General features: G+C 33.5%; 30 protein-coding genes. 27 read left to right on the top strand and 3 right to left on the bottom strand.

Annotation, left to right across the window (positions count from 1 at the left end; all coding sequences use genetic code 11):
• Positions 1 to 79: 79 nt before the first annotated feature.
• The 11 genes from fmt to TETH514_RS08785 all read left to right on the top strand — a co-directional run bounded on the left by fmt (position 80) and on the right by TETH514_RS08785 (position 9,985).
• On the top strand, positions 80 to 1,009 hold the full coding sequence (gene fmt, locus TETH514_RS08835) for a methionyl-tRNA formyltransferase (RefSeq protein WP_009052440.1): 930 nt from the start codon (positions 80 to 82) through the stop codon (positions 1,007 to 1,009).
• A gap of 20 nt (positions 1,010 to 1,029) precedes the next feature.
• The gene (locus TETH514_RS08830; RefSeq protein WP_009052439.1) at positions 1,030 to 1,782 is read left to right on the top strand and encodes a DUF116 domain-containing protein; all 753 of its coding nucleotides are present in this window, start codon (positions 1,030 to 1,032) and stop codon (positions 1,780 to 1,782) included.
• Positions 1,783 to 1,787: 5 nt separating this feature from the next.
• Positions 1,788 to 2,471, top strand: coding sequence for a zinc metallopeptidase (locus TETH514_RS08825; RefSeq protein ID WP_003868211.1), 684 nt, complete (start codon positions 1,788 to 1,790; stop codon positions 2,469 to 2,471).
• An 18-nt stretch (positions 2,472 to 2,489) separates the two neighbouring features.
• Positions 2,490 to 3,824 (top strand): 16S rRNA (cytosine(967)-C(5))-methyltransferase RsmB, encoded by a 1,335-nt coding sequence (gene rsmB / locus TETH514_RS08820; RefSeq protein WP_003868212.1) that lies wholly within the window; start codon positions 2,490 to 2,492, stop codon positions 3,822 to 3,824.
• A 97-nt stretch (positions 3,825 to 3,921) separates the two neighbouring features.
• On the top strand, positions 3,922 to 4,950 hold the full coding sequence (gene rlmN, locus TETH514_RS08815; RefSeq protein ID WP_003868213.1) for a 23S rRNA (adenine(2503)-C(2))-methyltransferase RlmN: 1,029 nt from the start codon (positions 3,922 to 3,924) through the stop codon (positions 4,948 to 4,950).
• Positions 4,951 to 4,957: 7 nt separating this feature from the next.
• Complete coding sequence (locus tag TETH514_RS08810) at positions 4,958 to 5,701, top strand: Stp1/IreP family PP2C-type Ser/Thr phosphatase (protein ID WP_009052438.1); 744 nt, start codon at positions 4,958 to 4,960, stop codon at positions 5,699 to 5,701.
• Positions 5,698 to 7,575 carry a Stk1 family PASTA domain-containing Ser/Thr kinase gene (gene pknB / locus TETH514_RS08805; RefSeq protein WP_003868215.1) on the top strand — a complete coding sequence of 626 codons (1,878 nt, stop codon included), beginning with the start codon at positions 5,698 to 5,700 and terminating at the stop codon, positions 7,573 to 7,575. Before TETH514_RS08810 ends, pknB begins: the two co-directional genes overlap by 4 nt.
• Positions 7,576 to 8,457, top strand: a complete 882-nt coding sequence (gene rsgA, locus TETH514_RS08800; protein ID WP_003868216.1) for a ribosome small subunit-dependent GTPase A — start codon at positions 7,576 to 7,578, stop codon at positions 8,455 to 8,457.
• Positions 8,458 to 8,460: 3 nt separating this feature from the next.
• A complete protein-coding gene (gene rpe, locus TETH514_RS08795; protein WP_003868217.1) occupies positions 8,461 to 9,111 on the top strand; it encodes a ribulose-phosphate 3-epimerase in 651 nt (216 codons plus the stop codon).
• Positions 9,108 to 9,743 (top strand): thiamine diphosphokinase, encoded by a 636-nt coding sequence (locus TETH514_RS08790; protein ID WP_003868218.1) that lies wholly within the window; start codon positions 9,108 to 9,110, stop codon positions 9,741 to 9,743. Before rpe ends, TETH514_RS08790 begins: the two co-directional genes overlap by 4 nt.
• Before the next feature lie 59 nt (positions 9,744 to 9,802).
• Positions 9,803 to 9,985, top strand: coding sequence for a hypothetical protein (locus TETH514_RS08785; protein ID WP_003868219.1), 183 nt, complete (start codon positions 9,803 to 9,805; stop codon positions 9,983 to 9,985).
• Between the two features lie 36 nt (positions 9,986 to 10,021).
• Here the strand turns inward: TETH514_RS08785 and rpmB are convergent, their stop codons facing one another.
• Positions 10,022 to 10,210, bottom strand: a complete 189-nt coding sequence (gene rpmB, locus TETH514_RS08780) for a 50S ribosomal protein L28 (protein WP_003868220.1) — start codon at positions 10,208 to 10,210, stop codon at positions 10,022 to 10,024.
• Between the two features lie 231 nt (positions 10,211 to 10,441).
• Here rpmB and TETH514_RS08775 point away from each other — a divergent pair, with 231 nt between their 5' ends.
• From TETH514_RS08775 to TETH514_RS08735, 9 genes are all read left to right on the top strand, one after another.
• On the top strand, positions 10,442 to 10,792 hold the full coding sequence (locus TETH514_RS08775; RefSeq protein ID WP_003868221.1) for an Asp23/Gls24 family envelope stress response protein: 351 nt from the start codon (positions 10,442 to 10,444) through the stop codon (positions 10,790 to 10,792).
• A gap of 10 nt (positions 10,793 to 10,802) precedes the next feature.
• Entirely contained in the window at positions 10,803 to 12,383 is a 1,581-nt protein-coding gene (locus TETH514_RS08770; protein ID WP_009052437.1) for a DAK2 domain-containing protein, read from the top strand.
• 12 nt (positions 12,384 to 12,395) lie between these two features.
• A complete protein-coding gene (gene recG / locus TETH514_RS08765) occupies positions 12,396 to 14,441 on the top strand; it encodes an ATP-dependent DNA helicase RecG (RefSeq protein ID WP_009052436.1) in 2,046 nt (681 codons plus the stop codon).
• Between the two features lie 17 nt (positions 14,442 to 14,458).
• Complete coding sequence (locus tag TETH514_RS08760) at positions 14,459 to 15,301, top strand: DegV family protein (protein WP_009052435.1); 843 nt, start codon at positions 14,459 to 14,461, stop codon at positions 15,299 to 15,301.
• A gap of 115 nt (positions 15,302 to 15,416) precedes the next feature.
• Complete coding sequence (locus TETH514_RS08755) at positions 15,417 to 15,644, top strand: alpha/beta-type small acid-soluble spore protein (RefSeq protein WP_003869210.1); 228 nt, start codon at positions 15,417 to 15,419, stop codon at positions 15,642 to 15,644.
• 143 nt (positions 15,645 to 15,787) lie between these two features.
• Complete coding sequence (locus TETH514_RS08750; RefSeq protein ID WP_003868227.1) at positions 15,788 to 16,015, top strand: alpha/beta-type small acid-soluble spore protein; 228 nt, start codon at positions 15,788 to 15,790, stop codon at positions 16,013 to 16,015.
• A 217-nt stretch (positions 16,016 to 16,232) separates the two neighbouring features.
• Positions 16,233 to 16,793, top strand: coding sequence for a 16S rRNA (guanine(966)-N(2))-methyltransferase RsmD (gene rsmD, locus TETH514_RS08745; protein WP_012268729.1), 561 nt, complete (start codon positions 16,233 to 16,235; stop codon positions 16,791 to 16,793).
• Positions 16,790 to 17,269, top strand: coding sequence for a pantetheine-phosphate adenylyltransferase (gene coaD / locus TETH514_RS08740; protein ID WP_003868229.1), 480 nt, complete (start codon positions 16,790 to 16,792; stop codon positions 17,267 to 17,269). The genes rsmD and coaD overlap by 4 nt, the downstream gene beginning before the upstream one ends.
• 18 nt (positions 17,270 to 17,287) lie before the next feature.
• Positions 17,288 to 17,752, top strand: a complete 465-nt coding sequence (locus TETH514_RS08735; protein ID WP_003868230.1) for an ATPase — start codon at positions 17,288 to 17,290, stop codon at positions 17,750 to 17,752.
• Here TETH514_RS08735 and ylbJ read toward each other — a convergent pair whose 3' ends face one another.
• On the bottom strand, positions 17,753 to 18,934 hold the full coding sequence (gene ylbJ / locus TETH514_RS08730; protein WP_009052434.1) for a sporulation integral membrane protein YlbJ: 1,182 nt from the start codon (positions 18,932 to 18,934) through the stop codon (positions 17,753 to 17,755).
• A 75-nt stretch (positions 18,935 to 19,009) separates the two neighbouring features.
• Positions 19,010 to 20,215: a nucleotidyltransferase gene (locus tag TETH514_RS08725; RefSeq protein ID WP_003868232.1), complete on the bottom strand. Its 1,206-nt coding sequence runs from the start codon at positions 20,213 to 20,215 to the stop codon at positions 19,010 to 19,012.
• A gap of 132 nt (positions 20,216 to 20,347) precedes the next feature.
• Between TETH514_RS08725 and pta the strand changes: the two genes are divergently transcribed.
• The 7 genes from pta to TETH514_RS08690 all read left to right on the top strand — a co-directional run bounded on the left by pta (position 20,348) and on the right by TETH514_RS08690 (position 26,022).
• Positions 20,348 to 21,346: a phosphate acetyltransferase gene (pta, locus tag TETH514_RS08720; RefSeq protein ID WP_003868233.1), complete on the top strand. Its 999-nt coding sequence runs from the start codon at positions 20,348 to 20,350 to the stop codon at positions 21,344 to 21,346.
• A gap of 19 nt (positions 21,347 to 21,365) precedes the next feature.
• Entirely contained in the window at positions 21,366 to 22,571 is a 1,206-nt protein-coding gene (locus TETH514_RS08715; RefSeq protein ID WP_003868234.1) for an acetate kinase, read from the top strand.
• Positions 22,572 to 22,642: 71 nt separating this feature from the next.
• The gene (locus TETH514_RS08710; RefSeq protein ID WP_003868235.1) at positions 22,643 to 23,128 is read left to right on the top strand and encodes a DUF177 domain-containing protein; all 486 of its coding nucleotides are present in this window, start codon (positions 22,643 to 22,645) and stop codon (positions 23,126 to 23,128) included.
• Between the two features lie 17 nt (positions 23,129 to 23,145).
• Positions 23,146 to 23,328 (top strand): 50S ribosomal protein L32, encoded by a 183-nt coding sequence (gene rpmF, locus TETH514_RS08705; RefSeq protein ID WP_003868236.1) that lies wholly within the window; start codon positions 23,146 to 23,148, stop codon positions 23,326 to 23,328.
• Positions 23,329 to 23,449: 121 nt separating this feature from the next.
• A complete protein-coding gene (gene fapR, locus TETH514_RS08700; RefSeq protein WP_003869201.1) occupies positions 23,450 to 24,052 on the top strand; it encodes a transcription factor FapR in 603 nt (200 codons plus the stop codon).
• A complete protein-coding gene (gene plsX / locus TETH514_RS08695; protein ID WP_009052433.1) occupies positions 24,036 to 25,034 on the top strand; it encodes a phosphate acyltransferase PlsX in 999 nt (332 codons plus the stop codon). The genes fapR and plsX overlap by 17 nt, the downstream gene beginning before the upstream one ends.
• Positions 25,027 to 26,022, top strand: a complete 996-nt coding sequence (locus TETH514_RS08690) for a beta-ketoacyl-ACP synthase III (protein WP_009052432.1) — start codon at positions 25,027 to 25,029, stop codon at positions 26,020 to 26,022. Before plsX ends, TETH514_RS08690 begins: the two co-directional genes overlap by 8 nt.
• Positions 26,023 to 26,032: the final 10 nt, after the last annotated feature.

Below are 26,032 nucleotides of genomic sequence, written 5' to 3'. Positions count from 1 at the left end.
AAATGCACTTTATTAAATTTTTAAGAAGTGAGACAAATTTATTGTCTTTAAAATTAATTATACGAGGAGGTATGACTTGTTGAAAATTGTCTTTATGGGGACGCCTGAATTTGCCGTCCCCTCTTTGCAAAAGCTTTTTGAAGAAGGATATGATGTAGCTGCAGTGGTTACGCAGCCAGATAAACAGAAAGGAAGAGGAATGAAATTTAGCTTTTCTCCTGTCAAAGAAGTGGCATTGCAAAAAGGAGTAGAAATTTTACAGCCGGAGAAAATAAAAAACAACCCAGAGTTTTTAAACAGATTAGAAGAGATAAATCCTGACGCCATAGTTGTTGTAGCCTATGGAAAGATTTTACCTGAAGAGATTTTGACTCTTCCTAAATATGGTTGTATCAATGTCCACGCTTCTCTTTTGCCAAAATATAGAGGAGCCGCTCCAATTAATTGGGCTATAATCAATGGTGAAAAAGAAACGGGTATTACTACAATGCTTATGGACAAGGGATTGGATACAGGAGATATGCTTATCAAAAAATCTATTCCTATTTTAGAGGAAGATGATGCGGAAACACTTCATGATAAGCTTTCTCGATTAGGAGCAGAAGTTTTGATAGAAACGTTAAAAGGGTTAGAAAAAGGCAGTTTGACTCCCGTGAAACAGCGGGAAGAGGAGGCTTCTTATTCACCAATACTTACTAAAGAAATGGGACATATAGATTGGAACAAAACGGCAGAAGAAATCCGAAATTTGATAAGGGGAATGAAACCTTGGCCTGGTTGTTACACGTTTTATGGAGATAAAATGTTAAAAATTTGGAAAGGCGAGATAGTTGAATACAATGGGAATGAAGAAAATGGAACAGTTTTAAAGTCAAAAGGCGACTTAATTGTGAAATGCGATAAAGACGCCCTAAAGATAGTAGAAATTCAACAAGAAGGTTCTAAAAAAATGGGTATTAGGGAATATTTAATAGGTCACAATATACCTGAAGGGACAATCTTTAGATAATTTAAAAAGGAGAATTACTTTTGAAGGGGAAAAAAAGAATTTTTTTGGGGATATTGGCAGTTACCTTTTTGGTTTTTACTTTAGTTGTTTTGGGAATTTTATACGTAATAAATAGAGGTAGAATTGAACTTTACAAATATCTACTTATTACGTTAATGATTTTTGTTCTCTTTTTGATGGCTTTAATTGTAGCTGTTATTGGAGCAACATTTTATGTGGTGGTCAGTAAAAAATCTAACAAATTTTTAAGCTCTTTCATAGCAAATTTCTTAGATCTTTTTTATCCCTTCGTGGTATTTGTAGCAAGAGTTTTGGATTTAAAAATTGAAAAGGTAGAGCAGTCTTATATTGAAATAAAGAATTTTTTGTTTAATAAAAATATAAAGAGATATGCTCCACAAGACATATTGATATTGGCACCTCATTGCATACAATACAGCGGCTGTAAATTTAAAGTGACTTATGATATAGATAATTGTAGACGATGTGGAAAGTGCCAAATCAATGATTTGGTAAATTTCAAGGAGAAATATGGCGTAAATGTGGCAGTTGCTACAGGAGGTACTCTAGCAAGAAAAGTAGTAAAGGACACAAAGCCAAAGGTTATAATAGCGATTGCTTGTGAAAGAGATTTGACAAGCGGCATGCAGGATGTGAAGCAAATCCCTGTGTATGGTATAATAAATGAGAGACCTAATGGGCCATGTTTTAATACTCGTGTAGAGGTATCAAAGATTGAAGAGACCATAAAAAAAATATTAAATGGAGGGTGAATAATATGTTTTGGGATACTACGGTAATACTTTTAATACCTGCTTTAATATTTGCTATGTATGCACAAGCTAAGGTGCAGGGCACTTTTAGCAAGTATGCTCGTGTCAGAAATAGATATGGATATACCGCAGAGGAAGTAGCGAGAAAGATATTGGACAGTATGGGGCTTTATGATGTTAGAATTGAAAGGGTACCGGGCAATTTGACTGACCATTATGATCCAAGAGCAAGAGTTTTAAGACTTTCTGAATCTGTTTATGGGAGTGAATCTATAGCTGCAATAGGAGTAGCTGCCCATGAAGCAGGGCATGCGATACAACATGCGAAAGGTTATGTGCCTTTGACTGTAAGAAACAGTCTTGTTCCTGTAGCTAATTTAGGGGCTAATTTAGCTTGGCCTTTAGTAATTTTAGGATTTTTCATGGGTGCTCCAGGATTACAGTTGATAAACATAGGTATACTTCTTTTTAGTGCAGCAGTGCTTTTTCAGGTTATTACTTTGCCTGTAGAATTTGATGCAAGCAATAGAGCAATAGCGCTTCTTCAATCAAATGCGCTTTTTACAAGAGAAGATATTGAACCCGCTCGGCGGGTTTTACAAGCTGCTGCTTTGACTTATGTAGCTGCAGCATTAGTTTCTATTATGCAACTTTTGAGATTGATTATTATAAGAAATAGCAGAGAGTAAAGGAGAAAAATACGATAAATGAAACCAAGAGAAATAGCTTATAAAATACTTCAAGAAGTGTTGTCAAAAGAAGCTTATGCGAATATTTCCTTTAATAAGCATTTAAAAGGACAAGAATTAAAAGAAATAGATAGAGGTTTTACTAAAGAGTTGGTATTTGGTGTTATTGAAAGAAAGTACACATTAGATTTTATACTTTCTTTTTTTGTAAATAAGGCTCCGGATTTAAAAACCATGATTTTTCTTGAAATGGGATTATACCAGCTTTTGTACATGGACAAAGTTCCTTCTTATGCTGCTATAAATGAGACAGTTAATATAGCTAAAAAAGTATTAGGGATAAAGAGAGCAAATTTTATAAATGCAGTTTTAAGAAACTACGATAGAGAGAAAGAAAGAGTAATTTTCCCTGATAAAGAGAGGGATTTAAAGCAATATTTGAAGGTAACATATTCTTATCCTGATTGGATTGTGGAAAGATTACTAAATAATTACGATGAAGAGAAGGCAGAGGCGCTTTTAAAAAGTTTAAATGAAAGGCCTGAAATTTGCTACAGGGTTAATACTCTAAAAATTGATATTGAAGATTTGAAAAGGCTATTAGATTCTGACGGTATAGCTTATAAAAAAGGCTATTATCTAGAAGAAGCATTGTATATAGATATTAAAAACCCTGAAAGTCATCAATTGTACAAAGAAGGTTTTATTTACATTCAGGATGAAGCTTCTATGTTGGTTTCTAAAATTTTAAATCCCAAAGAAGGAGAAACAGTAATAGATGTGTGTGCTGCTCCTGGTGGTAAAACAACTCATATAGCACAATTGATGAAAAATAACGGCAAAGTTGTAGCTTTTGATTTGCACCCTCATAGATTGGAATTGATAAAAGAAAATTGTAAAAGATTAGGAATTACAAATGTAAAAACTGAGGCCTTTGATTCTACTTTTGTCAATAAAAAATATCTGGAAAAGGCTGATAAAGTCTTAGCAGATGTTCCTTGTACAGGTATCGGTATAATCAGGAAAAAACCCGATATTAAGTTAAAGAATTATACGAGAAAAGAAATTTCAGAATTAATTGAAACTCAATATAAAATATTAGATTCCAGTTCAAAATATGTAAAAAAAGGTGGATTTTTAGTGTATAGTACCTGCACCATAGGAAAGGAAGAAAATCAAAATGTAATAATGAAATTTTTAAAAGAACACCCTGATTTTAAATTGGTTGATATAAAAGCTGAGATGCCAAGTGGATTAAACATTGAAACTGCTTCTTTAGGATATGTACAAACTACACCTTTAGAACATGAAATTGATGGCTTTTTTATAAGCAAGTTAAGAAGGATAAAATAGGGGAGTTAGTCTGTGCTAAATGTCAGCTAAATAAGTTACCTACTGATTCTTGACAGGGACAAATCTTAATCTTAAATGAACACGGAGGTAATTTGAGTTGTACAATTTAAAAGACATGACATTAGAAGAAATGGAAGAATTCTTTGTAAATATTGGAGAGAGTAGATATAGAGCTAAGCAGATTTACAAGTGGATTTATGGCAAAAAAGTGACAGATTTTGATCAGATGACAGATATCTCTAAGAATTTGCGCTCAAAATTAAAAGAAATTGCTTATGTTTCCCAATTAAAAATTGAAGAGAGAAGGGTTTCTGAGATAGATGACACAGTAAAGTACCTTTTTTTACTAGAAGACGGTAATATCATCGAAGGAGTTGCCATAAAATACAGATTTGGAAATACTGCTTGTGTTTCTACTCAAGTAGGATGCAATATGAGATGTAGCTTTTGCGCTTCTGCTATTGGAGGTAAAGTTAGAGATTTAAAAGCCTCAGAGATGGTAGACCAAGTTATGGCTATAGACAGCGACTATGGCAAGATTTCTAATATTGTTTTGATGGGAAGTGGGGAACCTTTTGACAATTATGATGAAGTGATGAAATTTATAAAAATAGTGAATAACCCCCACGGTTTAGGAATAGGCAGCAGACATATAACTATATCTACTTGTGGAATAGTTCCTAAAATTTATCAATTTGCAGATGAAAAACTACAGGTGAATTTATCTATTTCATTACATGCTCCTAATGATGAATTGAGAACTCAACTAATGCCAATAAATAAAGCTTATCCATTAGAGGAATTGATGAAGGCTTGTAAATATTATGTAGATAAAACAAGGCGCAGGATAACCTTTGAGTATTCGTTGATTGAAGGAGTAAATGATAAAAAAGAACATGCGTATCAATTGGTTGATTTATTAAAAGGTATGTTGTGTCATATTAATTTAATACCTATTAATTACGTAAGAGAAATAGGTTTTAAAAAGGCAAACAATGAAAAGGTGATGATGTTCAAAAGAATTATTGAAGATGCAGGGATATCTTGTACGGTGAGAAGGGAATTGGGTAGCGATATTGAAGCTGCCTGTGGACAGCTGAGGAGAAAGTATTTAAAGGAAAGGTAGGGTTTTTATGATTGCAGCTGCCCTAACTGATATTGGCAATGTAAGAGAAAAAAATGAAGATTATTATTATGCTTCGGAAGAAAAAGATTTGCCACTGTTTATTGTGGCTGATGGAATGGGAGGCCATAATGGGGGTGAAATTGCAAGTAAGTCTGCAGTTGAAGCCATTGTTGATTATTTTAAAAAGAATTATTTTAAGCTACAGGATAGAGGAATTTCCTCTATAGAAGGTTTTATAGAGAAATCAATTAAATATGCTAATAAAATTGTTTATTCTCAAGCCTGTTCAGAATGTGAATTGACAGGGATGGGTACTACTCTTACTTTGTTATTTTTTGAAAAAAATCATTTTTTTATAGGACATATTGGAGATAGTAGGGCTTATTTGATAAGAGATAACAGCATAAAGCAAATTACAGAAGACCATTCTTTTGTAGAAGAACTTGTAAAAATGGGTAAAATAACTCATGAAGAAGCCCGGATTCATCCTCAAAAAAATATAATAACAAGGGCTTTGGGAGTTGATGAGGAAGTAAAAGTCGATATATTCCATGACGCTGTTATGCCAGAGGATATTTTACTTTTGTGTACAGATGGGCTTACTAATTTGGTGACAGACCAACAAATTTTAGATGAATTTACTAAAAATGAAGATATAAATACCTCCTGTATTAATTTAGTAAATATTGCAAAGGCTAACGGCGGATACGATAATATAACTCTTATCGCTGTTAAGGAGGTGACATCATGATTGGACGTATATTAGGTAACCGATATGAAATATTAGAGAAAATTGGCGCAGGGGGAATGGCTAAGGTTTACAAAGCAAAGTGTCATCTCCTTAACAGAATAGTGGCAATCAAAATTTTGAGGCCTGAATTTGCAGCAGATGAGGATTTTGTGAAAAAATTTAGAAGAGAGTCTCAGGCAGCGGCAAGTCTTTCTCATCCTAATATAGTGAGTATATACGATGTTGGGCAAGAAGGAGATATTTACTACATTGTGATGGAATATGTAAAGGGACGTACTTTAAAAAAGCTTATAAGTGAAAATGGAGGACCGTTAGAAGTAGGTAGAGCAATAGAAATAGCACGACAAGTTTGTAAAGCCCTGGATCACGCCCATAAAAATCGAATAATTCACAGAGATATAAAACCTCAAAATATTCTTGTTACTGACGACGATGTGGTGAAAGTTACTGATTTTGGAATTGCACGAGCTGCTAATGGTTCTACTATAACTTACACCGGAGATGTGGTAGGAACTGCTTATTATTTTTCGCCTGAACAGGCAAGGGGTGGAATAGTAGATGAAAGGACGGATATTTACTCTTTAGGAATTGTCCTTTATGAAATGTTAACAGGAAAAGTGCCTTTTGAGGGAGACAGTCCTATTTCTGTCGCTTTAAAACACATTCAAGAAGATATAATTCCTCCTTCAAAGCTAAATGACAAAGTACCAAAAGAATTAGATCAAATAGTTTTAAAAGCTACTCAAAAAGATGTAAATCTAAGGTATCAAACTGCAGCAGATTTTCTTAAGGACCTAGATGTTTTTTTGCGAAACCCTAAAGAACTAAACTTCAAAGAAGAGGAAAACACAAAAACACGGGTGATTCCTTCTAAAGATGTAGAAGAGTTAAAGAGAGCGGCACAAAGAAAGGAGAAAGAAAAGAAAAGGCGAAACGTCATAAAGAGAATAGCAACTGTTTTATTAATTCTCTTGCTACTGGCTTCTTTGTCTTATGGTACCATATACGTCCTCAATAACTTTTTTAAAGTGAGCGATGTTGTGGTTCCAAATGTTGTTGGTTTGTCCTTAAACCAAGCAAGTAAAATTCTATCAGACCATAATTTAAAGATGGAGATAAGTGAAGAGCGGTATAGCGATAAACCTGAAAATACTATTTTATCTCAAGACCCTCCACAAGGGAGTGTAGTAAAAACTGGAACTACAGTTTATGTAGTGATTAGTAAAGGTACGCAAGTTGTTGTGGTGCCTAATGTTATAAACAAAGATTATTTAGAGGCTAAAAATATTCTTGAGAATATGGGCCTCAAAGCAAATATTATAGAACAATACAATGACCAGTTTCCTAGAGGATATGTTTTTGACCAAAATCCAAGACAAGGAGTACAGGTAGAATATAACACAGTGATTGATCTGTATGTTAGCAAAGGTCAACAGCCGGCAATAATGCCCAACGTAGTTAATATGACATTGGAGGAAGCAACAACTGCCTTAGAAAATGCTGGTTTAAAATTAGGTAAAGTCATTTATAAAGAGACAACTGATGTGCCAGAAAATGTAGTTTTAGAGCAAAGTGTTCCTCCAAACAGTGAGGTTCAAAAGGGAAGTCCGATAGATTTAATTGTCAGCAAGATGCCTCAAGATTCTTTACAACAACGAACTAAAAATGTTATTATTGAATTGCCCAACAAACCGGGTACTATGAAAGTGGATGTATATGTAATACAAAATGAGCAAAAGAATTTAGTATATTCTGATGAACACACTTATCAAGAAAGCCCCCTTACTGTTCCTGTAACGGCATATAAAGGTAAAGCTACAATTGAGGTGGATATAGATGGAGAAGTGTATAGTACAGTGGAGGCGAGATTTTAATTGACAAGGATAGAAGGAAGAATTGTACGAGGAATAGCTGGATTTTATTATGTAGCCACAGAGCACGGCATTGTAGAATGCCGTGCTCGTGGAAAATTTAGAAAAGATAATGTTACTCCCTTAGTAGGTGACATTGTGGAAATTCAAATGATAAACGATAGTGAGGGGTATATTTTAAACATTTTACCTCGAAAAAATGAACTTATAAGGCCCCCTATTGCTAATGTAGATCAAGCGATAATAGTTTTTGCTATTGCCAAGCCGGAGATTAATCGAGTTTTGTTAGATAAAATGATTGTCTTGGCAGAGAGCAATGATATTGAGCCTATAATTTGTATCAATAAGGTGGATTTAAAAGAGGATAGAGAGGCTTTTGATTTGGTGACTATTTATCAGAAAATAGGATATAAAGCAGTGACTACTTCCGTAGTAACAAAAGATGGAATTAAGGAACTGAAATCTTATTTAAAAGACAAGGTTTCGTTTTTTGCAGGTCCTTCTGGAGTAGGAAAGTCCTCTTTGATTAATTCTATTCAGTCAAATATAAAACTGAAGACAGGGGAAGTCAGTGAAAAGCTTTTAAGAGGTAGACACACAACAAGAAGTGTAGAACTTTTATCTCTTGATTTTGGAGGGTATGTTTTAGATACTCCTGGTTTTACTGCTTTGACATTAGATATTGATAATCAAGACCTTCGATACTATTTTAGAGAATTTTTAGAGCTTCAAAGGGGATGCAAATTTTCTTCTTGTCTTCATGTAAATGAGCCAGATTGTAATATTATAAAGGCTGTGAAAGAAGGGCTAATAGATAAAAACAGGTATTTGAGTTATCTTTCTCTGCTTAAAGAATTAAAGGAAAAAGAGAAGAGGAGGTACTAAAAATTGAAAATAGCTCCTTCAATATTATCTGCAAATTTTGCGAATTTATTAGAGGATATAAAAAAGATAGAAAAAGATGCTGACCTTTTACATATTGATGTGATGGATGGCCATTTTGTTCCAAATATTACTATTGGACCAGTAGTTGTAAAGTCCCTTAGAAAATTTTTTTCTCTTCCTTTTGATGTCCATTTGATGATTGAAAATCCGGATTTGTACATAGAGGAGTTTGCAAATTCAGGAGCGGATATTATAACTGTCCACCAAGAGGCTTGTATACACTTGCATAGGACAATACAAAAAATAAAAGGCTACGGCAAAAAAGCTGGGGTTTCTTTAAATCCAGCCACACCTTTAGAAACTTTAAAATATATATTACAGGATGTTGACATGATTTTGATTATGACAGTAAATCCTGGATTTGGAGGACAAAAGTTTATAGATTCAATGCTTAAAAAGATTGAAGAATTAAAGAAAATGAGAGAAGATTTAGGCTTAAACTTTGAAATTGAGGTAGACGGTGGAATTAACCTTTATAATGTAAAGGAAGTGGTTGAGGCAGGAGCTGATATAATTGTAGCTGGTTCTGCAATTTTTGAGTCTTCAAATCCTGCACAAACTATAAAAGAATTTAGAAAGGCAGTAGAAAAATGAAGGTCTTAATTATTTCTAATGGGGATATAAAAGATTATAATTTTTATAAAAAGCTGATAAAAGATGCAGATATGGTTATATGTGCAGATGGTGGAGCAAATCATGCCTACCGAATGAAACTAAAACCTCATTTAATAGTGGGAGATTTAGATTCAATAAAAGAAGAAGTTTTAGAATTTTATGAAAAAGAGGGGGTAAGGATAGAAAAATATCCACCCATGAAGGATGAGACAGATACACAACTGGCAATGTTAAAAGCGATAGAATTAGGTGCAAGAGAAATCACTTTTATAGGAGTAATTGGTGAAAGGCTTGACCATTCTTATGCAAATCTTTCACTTTTGTTGTATCTCCTAAAACGCAATATTAAGGGTAAAATTGTAAATGAAATGAATGAAATATATTTGATTAATAAATTTATAGAGGTTGAAGGTAAAAAAGGAGAACTTTTATCTTTACTGCCTTATTCAAAGGAAGTAAATGGAATATACACTAAAGGTTTGTTTTATGGTCTTTCAGGTCAAAGTATGGATTTAGAGATGCCTTACGGTATAAGCAATGTTTTTACAGATAATAAAGCTACAATAGAGATAGAAGAAGGGCTTTTATTAGTGATAAAGCCAAGAGAATAGTTTCAAAATCCCCTTCCAATGAATAGTATATAGTAACTAAAGAGGGAAGGGGTGTTTTTATGGATAAATTTTTTTATAAGCTGAAGCGATTAAATAGGCAATTGAATTATTCGCTGGGATATATATTGATGGCTTTGGGTGTATTGATATTTGTTATGTATATTCCTTACTGGTTGTGGATGATCTTTTTAGGAATTTTTCTTGTAATAGCCGGTTACTATGTAAACATATATTTTAAGTGAAAAAATAAAAAAGCGTGCAAAAATGCACGTCTTTCTTTATAATGCCCTTTGTACTTTTCCTGCTTTTAAGCATTTTGTACATACATGGAGTCTAACAGGAGTACCATCTACTATAGCTCTTACTTTTTTTATGTTAGGTTTCCACTTTCTTATAGATTTTCTGTGGGAGTGGCTATATTGATAGCCTGCTAAAGGCCCTTTTCCACAAATATCGCACTTAAGCATAGTTGCACCTCCTTTAAAAGACAATAATATTTTATCAAAAAATAATTACTTGCACAATAGAAAAATTAACATAACGATATTATTTTATCATCATCCTTTGTAAATGTAAATACCTTTACAATAAAGCAGGTGTAAAATTTTAATAGGTGAGTAATATAGCATCGCAGGCTAGTTGATGTTATTTAAATATTCAGGTAAAATATAAATTAAGATTGATTTGGAGGGATATTAATGATTCAAATAAAAAACAAATATGGAGTAATAAATATCTCAAATGATGCAATTGCTGCTATAACCAGTAGAGCAGTAGCGGAGTGTTATGGGATAGTAGGCTTGGGGAGGAGAGGAGCAAATGGATTAATAGAAATATTTAAAACAGAGAATTCTGGCAGAGGAGTCAAAGTTTTAGCCACAGAAGATGGTGTAACACTGGAAGTTTATATAGTTGTCCTATACGGTGTAAATATAAAAACTGTTTCAGCGAATGCTATTGAAAAAGTGAAATACGCTGTCGAGAAATTTGTAGGAGTAAAAGTAGAAAATGTAATAATAAATGTTCAGGGAATTAAAGTTGATAATTGAGGAGGAAGTTGTGTTGAAGTACTTAGATGGAAAAACTTTAAAGAACATGATGATAGCAAGCTCTAATTATCTTTTTAACAATAAAGTAGAAGTTGATAGACTTAATGTTTTCCCTGTTCCAGACGGTGATACTGGCTCTAATATGGCATATACAATGCAGTACGCTGCAAAAGAGTTAGAGAAATCACAAGATACGATAAGAGAAGTTTTAGATGCTATTTCTAAAGGCACTTTAATGGGAGCAAAAGGTAATTCGGGAGTTATTTTGTCCCAGATTTTTAGAGGTTTTTCTAAACGACTTAGAGATACAAAAAAGATAACTCCTTGCGATTTTGCAGAAGGCTTGAAAGCTGGTGTAGAGGTAGCTTATAAAGCAGTTATGAGACCTGTAGAAGGCACTATTCTCACAGTATGTAGGGAAACTGCAGAAGAGGCTGAAAAAATATGTAAACAAATTGAAAATTTTGAAGAATTTTTCACAAAAATTATTGAAGCTGCAGAAAAGTCTTTACAAAACACTCCCAATCTCTTACCAGTTTTAAAAGAGGCTGGAGTAGTTGATTCTGGTGGAATGGGATTTGTTTATGTACTAAAAGGGATGTTTGAAGGGTTTAAAGGAAATAAAATTGAACCTATAGAAGTTTTAGAAGGGATAGTAACAAATAAGCAAGTTGTGGAGGATTTAAGATTTTTATATTGTACAGAAATATTAGTCAAAACAAAAAAGAGTTATGCAGAGGCTATTTTAAAAGAGAAATTTGGAAGATTTGGAGATAGTTTGGTGTTAGTTTCGGAGGAGGACATTTTAAAAGTTCATGTGCACACTAACAATCCTGGATTAGTATTAGAAGAAGGGCTTAAAATAGGTGAACTTATAAAAGTAAAAATTGACAATATGAAAATACAACATGAAAGTTTGGTAAGTGAAGAGAGAAAGCCTGAGAAAAAATATGGAGTTTTAGTTGTAGCTAATGGTCAGGGAGTTAAAAATCTTTTTTCAGAGCTGGGCTGTGATGTTATTATAAATGGTGGGCAAACGATGAATCCTAGTACAAATGACATTTTAGAGGGTATAAAAAAGATAAATGCGGAAAATATTTTAGTTTTCCCTAATAATAAAAATATAATAATGGCTTGTGAACAAGCAAAAGCCTTATCAAATAAGAAAGTAGAAATAATCCCAACAAATAATTTTAATGAAGCTATAACTGCCATCGTAAATATTGATACTGAAAAAAGTTTAGAGGAAAATGTAGCTAGAATAAAAGAAATATTAAGTAATATAAAGACAATTGAAGTTACTTATTCAATAAGAGACACGCAAATAAACGGTTTTGAAATCAAAAAAGGAGATGTGTTAGGTTTTATAAATGACAGTCTGGAATCAGTAGGAAAAGATTATAATAAAGTAGCGCAAGAATTGATTTATAAAGCTTTAGATGAGGATTCTTCATTAGTTAGCATATATTATGGAGAGCAAGTTAAAAAAGAAAAAGCGGAGGAATTGAAAAATTCTCTTTCCGTAGATGCAGATGTGGAAATTTATTTTGGAGGTCAGCCGCTTTACTATTATGTTATATCAATAGAGTAAAGGTGAAACGAAATGCCTTTGAATCTGGATATTCAGTACGTAAAAGGAGTTGGACCTAAAAGGGCAAAACTTCTTAAAAAATTGGGAATAAACACAGTAGAGGACTTATTATTCTATTTTCCCAAAGATTATGAGAATAGAAGCGATATTTTAAAGATTGAGGACCTAAAAGTTGGGGAAAAACAAACTTTTAGAGGTTACATCGCAGGTAGCCCGAGAGAAATAAAGACTTCAAAAGTCATCATAACTAAAGTGCCTGTAAAAGATGGGACAGGTGTAGTAGAATTAGTCTGGTATAATCAGCCTTATATAAAGAATAATTTTAAAATTGGTGAAGAATATATAATAAACGGCAAATTGCAATTTAAATATGGGCAGTTAATAGTAGAAAATCCTGTTTTAGAAAAAAGTGAAGATTTTAAATTAAACACTGGAAGGATAGTTCCTATTTATGGGCTTACAGAAGGGTTGACGCAAAATGCTATCAGGAAGATAATGTTTAATGCGCTTCATGATTATGTACAGGAAGTGGAAGAGTTTTTTGATGAAGAATTTTTATCTGAAAAAGGATTAATGGATATAAAGAACGCACTAATTAATATAAATTTCCCCCAAAATGAGGCATATTTAGAACAAGCAAAATACAGATTTAAATATCAAGAACTTTTTTTGCTGCAAATGGCCTTATTTTTAATGAAAAGGTCTGTCAAAGAAAAAAAAGGAATAAAATTTGAACAGGCAGATTTAAAGCCTTTTCTTATGGGATTGCCTTTTAAATTGACTTTGGCACAGATAAAAGTTTTAAAAGAAATAATTGCAGATATGAATTCTCACAAAGTGATGAATCGCTTAGTGCAGGGAGATGTGGGCTCTGGTAAAACAGTTGTTGCAGCTTGCAGCATGTACATTGCTGTCAAGAATGGCTATCAAGTGGCAATGATGGCTCCAACGGAGATATTGGCAAAACAGCATTATTATACGTTAAAAGAGCTTTTTAGAAATACTGATATAAAAATTGGGCTTTTGTCTGGTAGCATTTCACCTTCTAATAAAAAAGAAGTATTAGAAAAAATCAAAAATGGAGATTATGATATTGTAGTAGGGACCCATGCACTAATAGAGGATAATGTTATTTTTAACAATTTAGGACTTTGTATAACTGATGAGCAACACCGATTTGGTGTGAGACAAAGGGCGCTTTTGACACAAAAAGGTGAAAATCCCGATGTTTTGGTTATGACAGCTACACCAATTCCTCGGACATTTGCTCTCATTCTTTATGGAGATTTAGATATATCAATAATTGACCAATTACCTCCTGGAAGAAAAAAAGTTAAAACATACGTTATTTCTTCTTCTGTGAGAGAAAAAGCCTACGAGTTTGCAATGAAGGAAGTAAAAAAAGGAAGGCAAGTTTATGTAGTTTGTCCACTAATTGAAGAATCGGATAAAATAAATGCGATGTCTGCCGAAATAGTATATAGAGAAATTTATAAAGATGCTTTTAAGGAAGCTAAAGTAGGACTTTTACACGGTAAAATGGCGGACAGCGATAAAGAGAAGGTTATGGAAGAGTTTGTAAATGGAAAAATTGATATTTTAGTTTCGACTACAGTAATAGAGGTGGGAGTAAATGTACCTAATGCAACAGTGATGATTGTAGAAAATGCAGAAAGATTTGGACTTGCACAGCTTCACCAATTGAGAGGTAGAGTTGGCAGGTCAGAATTTCAGTCTTACTGTATTTTGATTAGTTATTCTAATTCTGACATAGCTAAAAAAAGACTGGGAGTTTTAGCTCAAACTTCTGATGGATTTAAAATTGCAGAAAAAGATTTAGAAATAAGAGGGCCAGGTGAATTTCTAGGATTAAGACAGCATGGACTTCCTGAATTTAAAATTGCTAACATTTTTGAAGACATAGATGTTTTAGAGAGAGTGCAAAAAGATGTAGAAGAGTTACTGGAAAAAGACCCTAAACTTGAAAACTATCCAAAGCTAAGAAGTATTTTACTTAATCAATTTTATCAAAAATTAGAAGGAATAATATTAAATTAGAGAAGGAGAATAGTAGTATGGAAAAGATAGCAATTGTTACAGATAGCTTGTCTGACATACCTGAGGATTTAGTGAAAACTTATAGGATATTTATAGTTCCTCTGACTATCAATATTGATGGTGTAAGTTATAAAGATGGTGTAGATATAACAAAAGAAGAATTTTATAGGCTTTTAAGAGAAGGGAAAATGCCTACAACTACTCAAGTTTCACCAGTAGAGTTCATGGAGGTTTTTAAGGATTTATTAAAGAGCTATGACTACATCATTGCCATCATTTTGACTTCTAAATTTAGCGGCACTTATCAATCTGCTGTGATTGCCAAGGATATGGTAGACCCAAAACGGATTGAAGTTATTGATTCAAGACATTTTACATTAGGAAATGGTATGTTAGTTCTTCAAGCTGCTAAAATGGCAGTTGCAGGGGCTTCTAAGGAGGAAATTGTTGAAAAGGTGTATGATTTAATTCCTAAAATTAGGTATATAATGGCTTTTGATTCTTTAGACTATCTGTACAGAGGAGGACGTCTACCTAAATCACAGGCTTTTATAGGAAATATTTTAAATATAAAGCCTATTTTAATGAATGATGACGGGGAATTAAAAATAGTAGATAAGGTTAGAGGTCAAAAAAAGGTTATTCGCTGGATGATTGATTATATGAAAAATACAGGAGTAGATTTTACAGATAGAGAAGTGGGATTAATTCATACAGATAAAGAAGAATTTTTAAATGAAATAGAAGCCGCTTTAAGAAGTGAGTTAGGAATAACTAAGTTTTTAAGGTCAAGAGCTGGCTGCGGAATAGGTACCCATGCAGGGCCTGCAGCAGTAGGAGTGTTTTTTGAGGAAAAATAAATTTTTATTATTTGCCATTTCAATCACTTTTATACATTTTTGAAAACAAATTTATAGTTTATAAAACAGTATTTTGGTTAAATTAATAATACAAATACAAATGGAGGTGATTGAAATGGCAGCAGGATCAGAAACTAAGAATCCTCTTGTGGTAAAAGAGGCAAAACAGGTTATGAGCCAATGGAAATATGAAATAGCAAGAGAATTAGGAATAACTCCTCCAGCTGATGGCTACTGGGGCAACCTCACATCTCGCGATTGCGGTGCTGTAGGTGGCCATATGGTAAGAAAAATGATACAAATGGCAGAAAGTCAGATGGCCAGCAAAGGAACTTGGAAATAAATCATATTATTAATATAAAAAAAGGATATCCCTTTGGGATATCCTTTTTAATATCAAAAGGTATATATAGCAATAGTTTACAGGTATATAAGCTAAATAGCGGGTTAAATTAATAATGGAATATGATTTAGGAGGTGATTAAAATGGCTGTAGGATCAGAAACCAAAAATCCTCTTGTTGTAAAAGAAGCCAAGCAAGTTATGAGCCAATGGAAGTATGAGATAGCTAATGAATTAGGAATAACTCCTCCAGCTGATGGTTACTGGGGCAATCTCACATCAAGAGATTGTGGTGCTGTAGGTGGCCATATGGTAAGGAAAATGATACAAATGGCAGAAAGTCAGATGGCCAGCAAAGGAACTTGGAAATAAAATAATTTATAATAAAAAAGGGCAGTCCTTGTGATTGCCCTTTTAAAATTTTAATCCAGGTAGTTGCCTACCTGGACTGGGAGAGGAGAAATTGAAGGAAGAATTTTGGGGAAATTTCTGTTCCCATAAATATTATTTGCCATTTTGAAAAAATTTTATACATATTTTTTGCGATATTTTTAAAAAATATGCTAAAATAATTGTTGAAGTGGGGGTAATGTCTTTGAGAGTGATAGCAGGTAAGTTAAAGGGAAGAAAGGTAAAATCTTTAGAAGGCAATGAAGTGCGTCCAACTGCCGATAGAGTTAAAGAATCCCTGTTTAATATATTGATGAACAAAATAGAAGGAAGTATTTTTTTGGATTTATTTGCGGGTACAGGAAATATAGGCATCGAGGCATTAAGCAGAGGGGCACAGTTTTGCTATTTTGTAGATAAAAGTTTAAAAAGCATAAAATGCATAAGGGAGAATGTAACTGAATTAAATTTAGTACCTTTTGCTAAAATACTTCATCGAGATGTTTTAAAAGTTATCGAAATGTTAGACAAAAATAATACAAAGTTTGATATAATATTTTTAGATCCCCCTTATTATCAAAACCTTGTTGACAAAACTCTTATAAAGCTTGGAGAGGCTAAAGTTTTAAAGGAAGATGGCATTGTAATAGCAGAACACCATAAAAATGATAAAGTAAGAGAAATGTATGGAAATTTAGTAAAGATAAGAGAAAATAAATATGGGGAGACAATATTATCATTTTATAAGGAGGAAATATGAAAACTGCAATTTATCCAGGGAGTTTTGATCCAGTTACCTATGGACACATTGATATTATAGAAAGAGGAGCAAATCTGTTTGATAAGCTGATTGTAGCTGTGCTTTTAAATCCCTCGAAAAAGCCCTTATTTTCGGTGGAAGAAAGGGTAGAGCTTTTAAAAGCGGTAACTTATGATATTTCTAATGTAGAGATTGATTATTTTGATGGTTTATTAGTAGATTATGCTAAAAAAGTCAAAGCTAATGCTATAATAAAAGGCTTAAGAATGGTATCTGACTTTGAATATGAGTTTCAAATGGCACTAATCAACAAAAAATTAAATCCTTCTCTTGAGACGATTTTTTTAATGACTAATGCAAAGTATGGATATCTAAGTTCCAGTGTGGTAAAAGAAATTGCTCAGTTTGGCGGTTGTCTTTCTGAGTTTGTGCCGGATATTGTGGCTCAAAAATTAATGGAAAAATTTTCAAGATAATTAAAGGGGGGTTTATTTTTGTCAAATTTTGATGGTTTAGAAGTTCTTAATCTTTTAGAAGAATTAGAAGACATTATAGAAAACAGTTCTTCTATTCCTCTTTCTAACAAAGTTTTGATAAACAAAGAAGAAGTTTTGGACTTAATAAGACAAATCCGAATAAAATTGCCAGATGAATTTAAAAGGGCGGAATGGATCAAACAAGAAAGGCAAAGAATTCTTTTAGAGGCACAACAGGAAGCAGAAATGATAATAAAAGAAGCTGAACAAAAGATTAAGGAAATGGTGAGTGAAAGTGAGATAGTTAAAAAGGCGGAAAAGACGGCAGCAGAAATAATTTCTACTGCCCAAGCTAATGCAAAGGAAATAAGGTTAGGAAGTAGAGAATATGCTGATGAATTACTTGCTAAAATTGAGTCACAAGTGTCTGAAATATTAGAAACTATTAAAAGAAATAGAGAAGAATTAAAAGGCAACAAGTAATTAATGTTGTTGTAGATATTGTTTTATGGCTATTGCAAAAAATAGGATAGTTAAAGTGACAATTATAAAAATTATTGAAGAAAATTGAAATAGGTCCCAGGAATTTTTGTAAGTATATGGGTTGAAAACGTGAGAAATTGCATTTTCTTCTTGAATTTTTATTACAGAGAGTAACCAATGGGAGTATAAAGCCGCAAGAAAAAATTGGATTGTTTTTGCAATGAAATAAGGAAAATATTTTATTTTTGTTTTTGCTATTACTCCTAACACTTGTCCATGTATCGATATTCCGCCCCATGCTATTATAGCGCTTACTAGTACTACTTTTTGTTCTAAAGGTGCAGAAACTTGGCTTATTAAGTTTGAACCTACTGTTATTTCTAAGAGGCCACTTAAAAAAGCAGGTATTAGACTTTTGTCAAAACCTAATAATAAGAATATAGGAGATATAAAGTAAGAAAGAAAATCCAAAATTTTATACAGTTTTAAAAGTTCTATTACAACCGAAAAAAGTATAACATACCCTCCTATTATGATAATAGTATTTGTTGATTTAAAGACAGCTTCTGACAGTATAGTGCTTAAACTTTTTTTGTTCTGCTCTCTTGTATAATACATTTTTTTGATGGCGGCATTTAAAAGGTTTTTTATTGAAGGAGGTTTTTTATAAGAATTTTTCTTGTAGAGACGAAAGAGAAGTCCAGTGGTTATAGCTGCTAAGTAATTAGAAGCCATGATTATGTATCCGGATTTTGGACTACCGAACATGCCAATTGCGACGGCTCCCAACATGAAAAGGGGGCCTGAATTGTTGCAAAAGGACATGAGTCTTTCTGCTTCTTCTGTTGTGCATAAATTTTCTTCCCAAAGTCTTGATATTACTTGAGCCCCCACGGGATAGCCGGAAGTGTATCCGATTGCCATCGCAAAAGAGCCACTTCCCGGCACGTTAAATAAGGGCCTCATTATAGGTTCTAAAAAAGTGCCTAAAAAATGTACTACTCCTAATTGTAAAAGAAGCTCTGAACCTATGAAAAAAGGAAGTAGAGAAGGAGTAATAGTAAAAAGCCAAAGGTTTATACCGCCTTTGGCGGCTTCTAATGCTTCTTTAGGGAAAAGTATTAAAGATAGTACCATTAAAATTAAAAAAGAAATAAAAATATTTAAAAAGGTGTTTTTCAAGATTTATCCCCACCTTGTTTTGATGTCATTACTATTATTATTTAAAAAGTCCTTTAAAAATGAATGGTGGGGAGTTTAAAGTTTTATTAAAGGATGTATAAAATCTAAGCCGGCGATAGAGGAGTTTTTATAAGCTAAAGTATAGATATCAGTAGCAAATAAATCTTTTTCGAACATTTTAGTGTTAGATAGTTTTTCTTTATACTGAGATACTTTTGTGATTATAGGGAGGGGAGATTTTTTCTTTATTTCTCTTAGCATTTCTTTGCCCTTTTCATTAAAACCCAAAACCCTTATATAATTAGGGCCATCAAATTCTTTAAAAATTTGTTTATCTATATTAAGTAATAGATGAATGAGTATATGTCTTATTCTGCTTTCGGTGTATCGCTTTGATTTTACAAGTTTCATAAGTTCCTCAACATTATTAGTTTTATAAGAAGCTTTGTAAATTTTATTTTCTAAGCCTTCAGAGACATCAAATATGTGATTGAGAGGAATGTGATTTCTCAACAGATAAATTAAAATATTAGAAAATTCCTCTAAAGATACGGGACCTTGTTTTTTTTCAAAAGAACTTTGCAAAATTTCTTTTGTAAAGTCCGGGATATATTTTTCTAAGCCTTCTAGTCCCTTTTCAAAAATATGCTTTCTTATAGAAGAGGCACTGGCAAATTCTCCTTTTAGCTCTAAAGAGGTGTACAAAGAGCCTTTTCTCTTTATAGTAAAAGGTGTAATAGAACTACCTATTTTCTTTAAAGATTTAAGGTATTCTATTGCCAATATGTTATTGGATGTTTGTAAAATCTTTTCTATTTCATTATTATTTATAACTTTTTGTAATGCTAATTCCCGTGCTTTTGCAAAGGTTATGCCGCTTTTTAAATATTCTTTTAATGCTTTTCTATAATAAATTGGCTCTTCTAAAAGTATTTCAGCAATTTTTGTGAGTTCGTTTAAATCGCCTTTTTCACTCCCAAAGGAAATACAATCTACTATTTTTAAAGAGTCTAATAATTTCACTGCTCCATAAGCGAAATTTTCAGCTGTAGAGGTAGCATAAACTACTGGTAACTCGATTACCAAATCTATACCGGCTTTTAATGCCATTTGAGTTCGTTTCCATTTGTCTACAATTGCTGGTTCTCCTCTTTGCACGAAGTTTCCACTCATTACTGCTATAGTATAATCGCATTTGGTTAATTCTTTTGAAGTTTGCAGATGGTAAAGGTGGCCATTGTGAAAAGGATTATATTCGACAATAATTCCTAAAATTCCCATACAACTTCTTACCCTTTCAAAAAATTTTTTAAGATATACTTATTATTTTACATAAAATATGATAAAATGTAAAAGGGACATCGTGTATACAATATTATAGTGATAAAATTAAAAAAGGAAGGGAGATTTTAAATGGCAGTAATGGATAGTATCATACAAAAGGCTAAAGCTAATAAAAAAAGGATTGTGCTTCCTGAGGGAAGTGAAGCTCGAACTTTAAAAGCTGCTGAAAAGGTTATTAAAGAAGGTATTGCTGATGTAGTTTTATTAGGGAAGGAAGAAGAAATAAAAGAAAAAGCAAAGGGATTGGATATCTCGAAAGCAGAAATTATAGACCCTGAAAAGTCGCCTCTTTTACAAAAATATGCTGAAGAATATTATAATTTGAGAAAAAACAAAGGAGTTACAGAAGAACAGGCATATCAAATTATGAAAGACCCTATGTACTATGGGTGCATGATGGTCAAATTAGACGATGTTGATGGTATGGTATCTGGGGCGATTCACGCTACTGCTGATGTTTTCAGACCGGCTTTTCAAATTGTAAAAACTGCTGCAGGTGTCAAAGTAGTATCCAGCGCCTTTATAATGGAAGTACCTAATTGTACTTATGGAAGCGATGGAGTATTTATTTTTGCTGATTGTGCAATAAATCCTAATCCTAATGAAGAGGAATTAGCAGCAATTGCCATTGCTTCTGCCCATACTGCAAAAGTCCTTGCTGGAATTGAGCCTAGAATTGCTATGCTGTCATTTTCTACTAAAGGAAGTGCAAACCATGAATTAGTAGATAAGGTGAAAAATGCGACTAAAATCGCAAAAGAATTGGCGCCTGATTTGCTAATTGATGGTGAGCTTCAATTAGATGCTGCGATTGTCAAAGAAGTAGGAGAGTTAAAGGCTCCAGGAAGTCCTGTAGCGGGGAATGCAAATGTGCTTATTTTCCCAGATTTGCAAGCGGGAAACATTGGATATAAGCTAGTTCAAAGACTTGCTAAAGCTAATGCTATCGGACCAATTTCTCAAGGTCTTGCAAAACCTATCAATGACTTGTCAAGAGGTTGTAGTGTAGAAGATATTGTTAATGTTATAGCAATAACTTGTGTACAAGCTCAAGGGGTGCAAAAATAACTTTGAGGAGGCAGCGAGTATGAAGATTTTGGTTATGAACTGTGGAAGTTCGTCATTAAAGTATCAATTATTGGATATGGATAATGGAAAAGTGCTAGCGAAAGGATTGGCGGAAAGAATAGGTATCCATGATTCTCTTTTAACTCATCAAGTAGAGGGCAAAGATAAAATAAAGATACAAAAAGATATGAAAAATCATAAAGAAGCTATACAAATTGTTTTAGATGCTTTGGTTGATAAAGAAATCGGAATATTAAAGGATATGAAAGAAATAGATGCAGTAGGACATAGAGTCGTTCATGGTGGAGAGTTTTTTACTGATTCCGTATTGATTGACGATGAGGTAATCAAAAAATTAGAAGCATGTATTGACCTTGCACCTTTGCACAATCCTGCTAATATTGAGGGAATAAAAGCTTGTCGGCAGATAATGCCAGGGGTGCCAATGGTAGCAGTTTTTGATACGGCTTTCCATCAAACAATGCCAGATTATGCGTATATTTATCCCATTCCTTATGAATACTACGAGAAATACAGAATAAGAAGATATGGATTCCATGGGACTTCTCATAAATATGTATCTTTAAGAGCTGCTGAAATATTAAAGAGGCCTATTGAAGAGTTAAAAATTATTACTTGCCATTTAGGGAATGGGTCTAGTATTGCTGCGGTTAAAGGCGGTAAGTCGATAGATACAAGTATGGGATTTACTCCATTAGAAGGGCTGGCTATGGGTACAAGGTCCGGAAATGTTGATCCTTCAATTATAACTTTCTTAATGGAAAAAGAAGGATTGACTGCAGAACAGGTTATAGATATACTTAATAAGAAATCAGGTGTATACGGAATTTCAGGAATAAGTAATGACTTTAGAGATATAGAAAATGCAGCTTTTAAAGAAGGGCATAAAAGGGCTATGTTGGCATTAAAAGTTTTCGCTTATAGGGTGAAAAAGACAATAGGTTCTTATACAGCTGCTATGGGTGGTGTTGATGTAATTGTGTTTACTGCTGGAGTTGGAGAAAATGGACCAGAAATGAGAGAGTTTATTTTAGAGGATCTAGAGTTTTTAGGTTTTAAACTGGACAAAGAGAAGAATAAGGTAAGAGGAAAAGAGGAAATTATATCTACAGAAGATTCAAAAGTTAAAGTTATGGTTATTCCTACAAATGAAGAATATATGATTGCTAAAGATACTGAAAAATTGGTAAGGGGTTTAAAGTAGATAATCTTGACAACGGGTTGTGGGGTTAGTATAATAGGTGATGTCAATTATTTTAAGGTGTGTGAAGAAAAATGAAAGTCGATCTATTAAAAATCAAAGGACAGCTTGGCCGCAGCATAAATATAGACTATGTAGAGGACATAGAGAGCATTGAATTTAAAGGGGAAGAATACAAAATTGTAACTCCTCTACATGTAAAAGGTACCATTACCGCACAAAAAGAAGGGCTTTTGGCAGAACTTGATATTACAGGTAGTATAAATGCTGTCTGCGACAGATGTTTGGATGAGTTTATTTATAATTTAGACCTTAAATTACGGGAATATGTAGAGGAGTCAGTAGACGAAGAAGTAGATGATAGCTTTTATGAAAATTTTGATTTAACTACTTTTGTAGTTCATTTTGTGATATTGTCATTGCCAATGAAATTTTTGTGCAAAGAAGATTGCAAAGGCTTGTGTCCTGTTTGCGGTACTAATTTAAACCATCAAACCTGTAGCTGCAAGCGGGAAGATATTGATCCGCGGCTTACCGTCCTTTCTAAACTACTGCAATAGATGTAGGAGGTGTTAAGATGCCAGTTCCAAAGAGAAGGACATCAAAGGCTAGAAGGGATACCAGAAGGAATAATAGTTATAAAATAGCTGCTCCGGCTTACGTTTTATGTCCAAGATGTCATGAGCCTAAACTACCTCATAGAGTATGTCCTAACTGCGGCTATTACAAAGATAGAGAGGTAATAAAAGTAGAAGAGTAAGAGTCAAAAAAAGTAGTAATAGGAAAAGACCTATTACTACTTTTTTTAGTTGATTTTACAAAAAAAATAATTTATAATTTTGGGTAGGTCATAAAAACAACTAATATCTGGAGCTGGTAATATGGCTGTGCGAATGAGTAAAGTAGAAAGGCAAAGACTTTTAAAAGAAAAAATAAATACTAACCCCTTTTACACTGATGACGAGTTAGCAGAAATGTTTGGAGTAAGTGTACAAACTATAAGACTTGACAGGATGGAATTGGGAATCCCTGAAGTTAGAGAGCGTATAAAAAGTGTTGCAGAAGAAAATTATCAAAAAGTGAGAACTATTACAGGCACTGAAGTAGTTGGAGAATTAATAGACTTAGAATTAGGTAAAAGGGGTATTTCGATTTTTGAGCCTACAGAGGATATGGTTTTTGTCAAGACAAAAATTGTGAAAGGGCAATACATTTATTCTCAAGCTGAGTCTTTAGCTATGTCTGTTATTGATGCCTCTGCTGCTTTAATTGGAGTTGCAAACATAAAGTACAAGTTTCCCGTTAAAGTAGGAGATAGACTTGTGGCGAAAGCCGAAGTGATACGTCAAAGAGGAAACAAATATTTTGTCTGGGTTAAGATAAAAGTTAAAGATAAGGAAGTATTCAGAGGTAAGTTCATTTTAGTAGCCATTGATGAGGATTTTCTAAAAAAAAGGAGTGACACTGTTGAGGTTAGCAATTGATGCTATGGGTGGTGACCATGCTCCAGAGGAGATAATTAAAGGCAGCTTAGAGGCACTAAAGCATTTTCATGATATAGAAATTGTCCTTATTGGAAAAGAAGAAGTTTTACGTGGCCTCCAAGGAAAGGAGAAAAGGCTTAAGCTTGTTTATGCTTCAGAAGTTATTGAAAATGATGAAGTACCTGTTACGGCTGTTAGAAAGAAAAAAGATTCTTCAATGATAGTAGGTTTAGAACTTCTTAAAAAGGAAGAAGTGGATGCTTTTTTGTCAGCTGGCAATACAGGAGCTCTCATGGCAGGAGCATTGCTTACTTTAGGGCGCATTAAGGGAATTGACAGACCAGCTTTGGCTCCAATACTTCCTACTTTAAATGGGGCTACCGTGTTATTAGATGCAGGTTCTAATACTAATTGTGATGCTCAAAATTTAGTACAATTTGCTGCCATGGGACATGTTTATGCACAAAAAATGTTTGGGATAGAAAGACCAAGAGTAGGGCTTTTTAATATAGGAGTAGAAGAGGAAAAAGGTAATGAAGTAGTAAAAAAGGCTTTTGAAGAACTTAAAAAATCAAAACTAAATTTTATTGGGAATGTGGAAGGAAGAGATATCCCTTACGGCGTCTGTGAAGTTGTAGTCTGCGATGGATTTGTGGGAAATGCGATACTAAAGTCTATGGAAGGAATTGCTTCTGTGATTTCTCAACTTTTAAAGGAAGAGTTGACCCGAAATATTTTTACTAAACTGGGTGCTCTTTTGATAATGGGTGGACTAAAAAGAATAACTAAAAAAATGGATTACACTGAATACGGAGGAGCCCCTCTTTTAGGAATTAAAAAGCCAGTCATAAAAGCCCATGGCAACTCAAAAGCAAAAGCTATTTTTAATGCGATAAAACAAGCTAAAAATTTTGTAGATAATGATGTCTTAAATCATATAAAAGAAGAAATTGAATCAATGGGGGATGAGTTAAGTGTGTGAAAAGATTGCTGCAGGAATTTTAGGTACAGGAAGTTATGTTCCCGAAAAAGTTCTTACTAATTTTGACTTAGAAAAAATGGTGGATACTTCTGATGAATGGATTACTACAAGGACAGGAATTAAAGAAAGACGCATTGCAGATCCTTCACAAGCAGCTTCTGATTTAGGAACTGAAGCTGCAAGGAAAGCATTAGAAGATGCAAAGGTAGACCCATCAGAAATTGACATGATCATTGTCGCAACTGTTACACCTGATATGAATTTCCCATCTACTGCTTGCATAGTTCAAGCTAATTTGGGTGCAGCCAACGCAGCCGCTTTTGATATCTCCGTCGGATGTTCAGGCTTTATATATGGACTTTCTATCGCTCAGCAATTTGTAGAGACTGGTATGCATAACAAAATATTGGTTATTGGAGCAGAAACTTTGTCTAAAATAATAAACTGGAAGGATAGAAACACTTGTGTTCTCTTTGGAGATGGAGCAGGGGCAGTAGTTGTGGGAAGAGTTGAAAGCGGATATGGAATATTGAGTTCTTATTTAGGAGCTGATGGAACTGGCGGGAAACACTTGTACATGCCAGCAGGTGGTTCTAGAATGCCGGCCAGCGAAGAGACTGTAAAAAAGAATTTACATACTATTTTTATGGAAGGGCAAGAAGTATTTAAGTTTGCAGTAAAAGTAATGGATAGTGCTACTATTGAGGCTTTAAACAGATGTGGTTTAAAACCAGAAGACATAGATATGCTTATACCTCACCAAGCAAACACAAGAATAATTGAAGCGGCGAGGAAGAGGTTAAAACTTAGCAATGATAAAATTTATATAAACCTTGATAAATACGGGAATACTTCTGCAGCCTCTGTTGCTATAGCTTTAGATGAAGCCTATAGAAAAGGACTGATAAAAAAAGGCGATGTCATACTAACTGTCGCTTTTGGTGCAGGTTTGACTTGGGCATCAAGTGTTATAAGATGGAGCAAGTAAGGGGTGAAAA

Origin of the sequence: Thermoanaerobacter sp. X514 (assembly GCF_000019065.1) — a bacterium.
Taxonomy (GTDB): Bacteria; Bacillota; Thermoanaerobacteria; order Thermoanaerobacterales; family Thermoanaerobacteraceae; genus Thermoanaerobacter; species Thermoanaerobacter pseudethanolicus.
The sequence above is the reverse complement of the archived record's forward strand: the minus strand, read 5'-3'. Positions and strand labels throughout refer to the sequence as shown.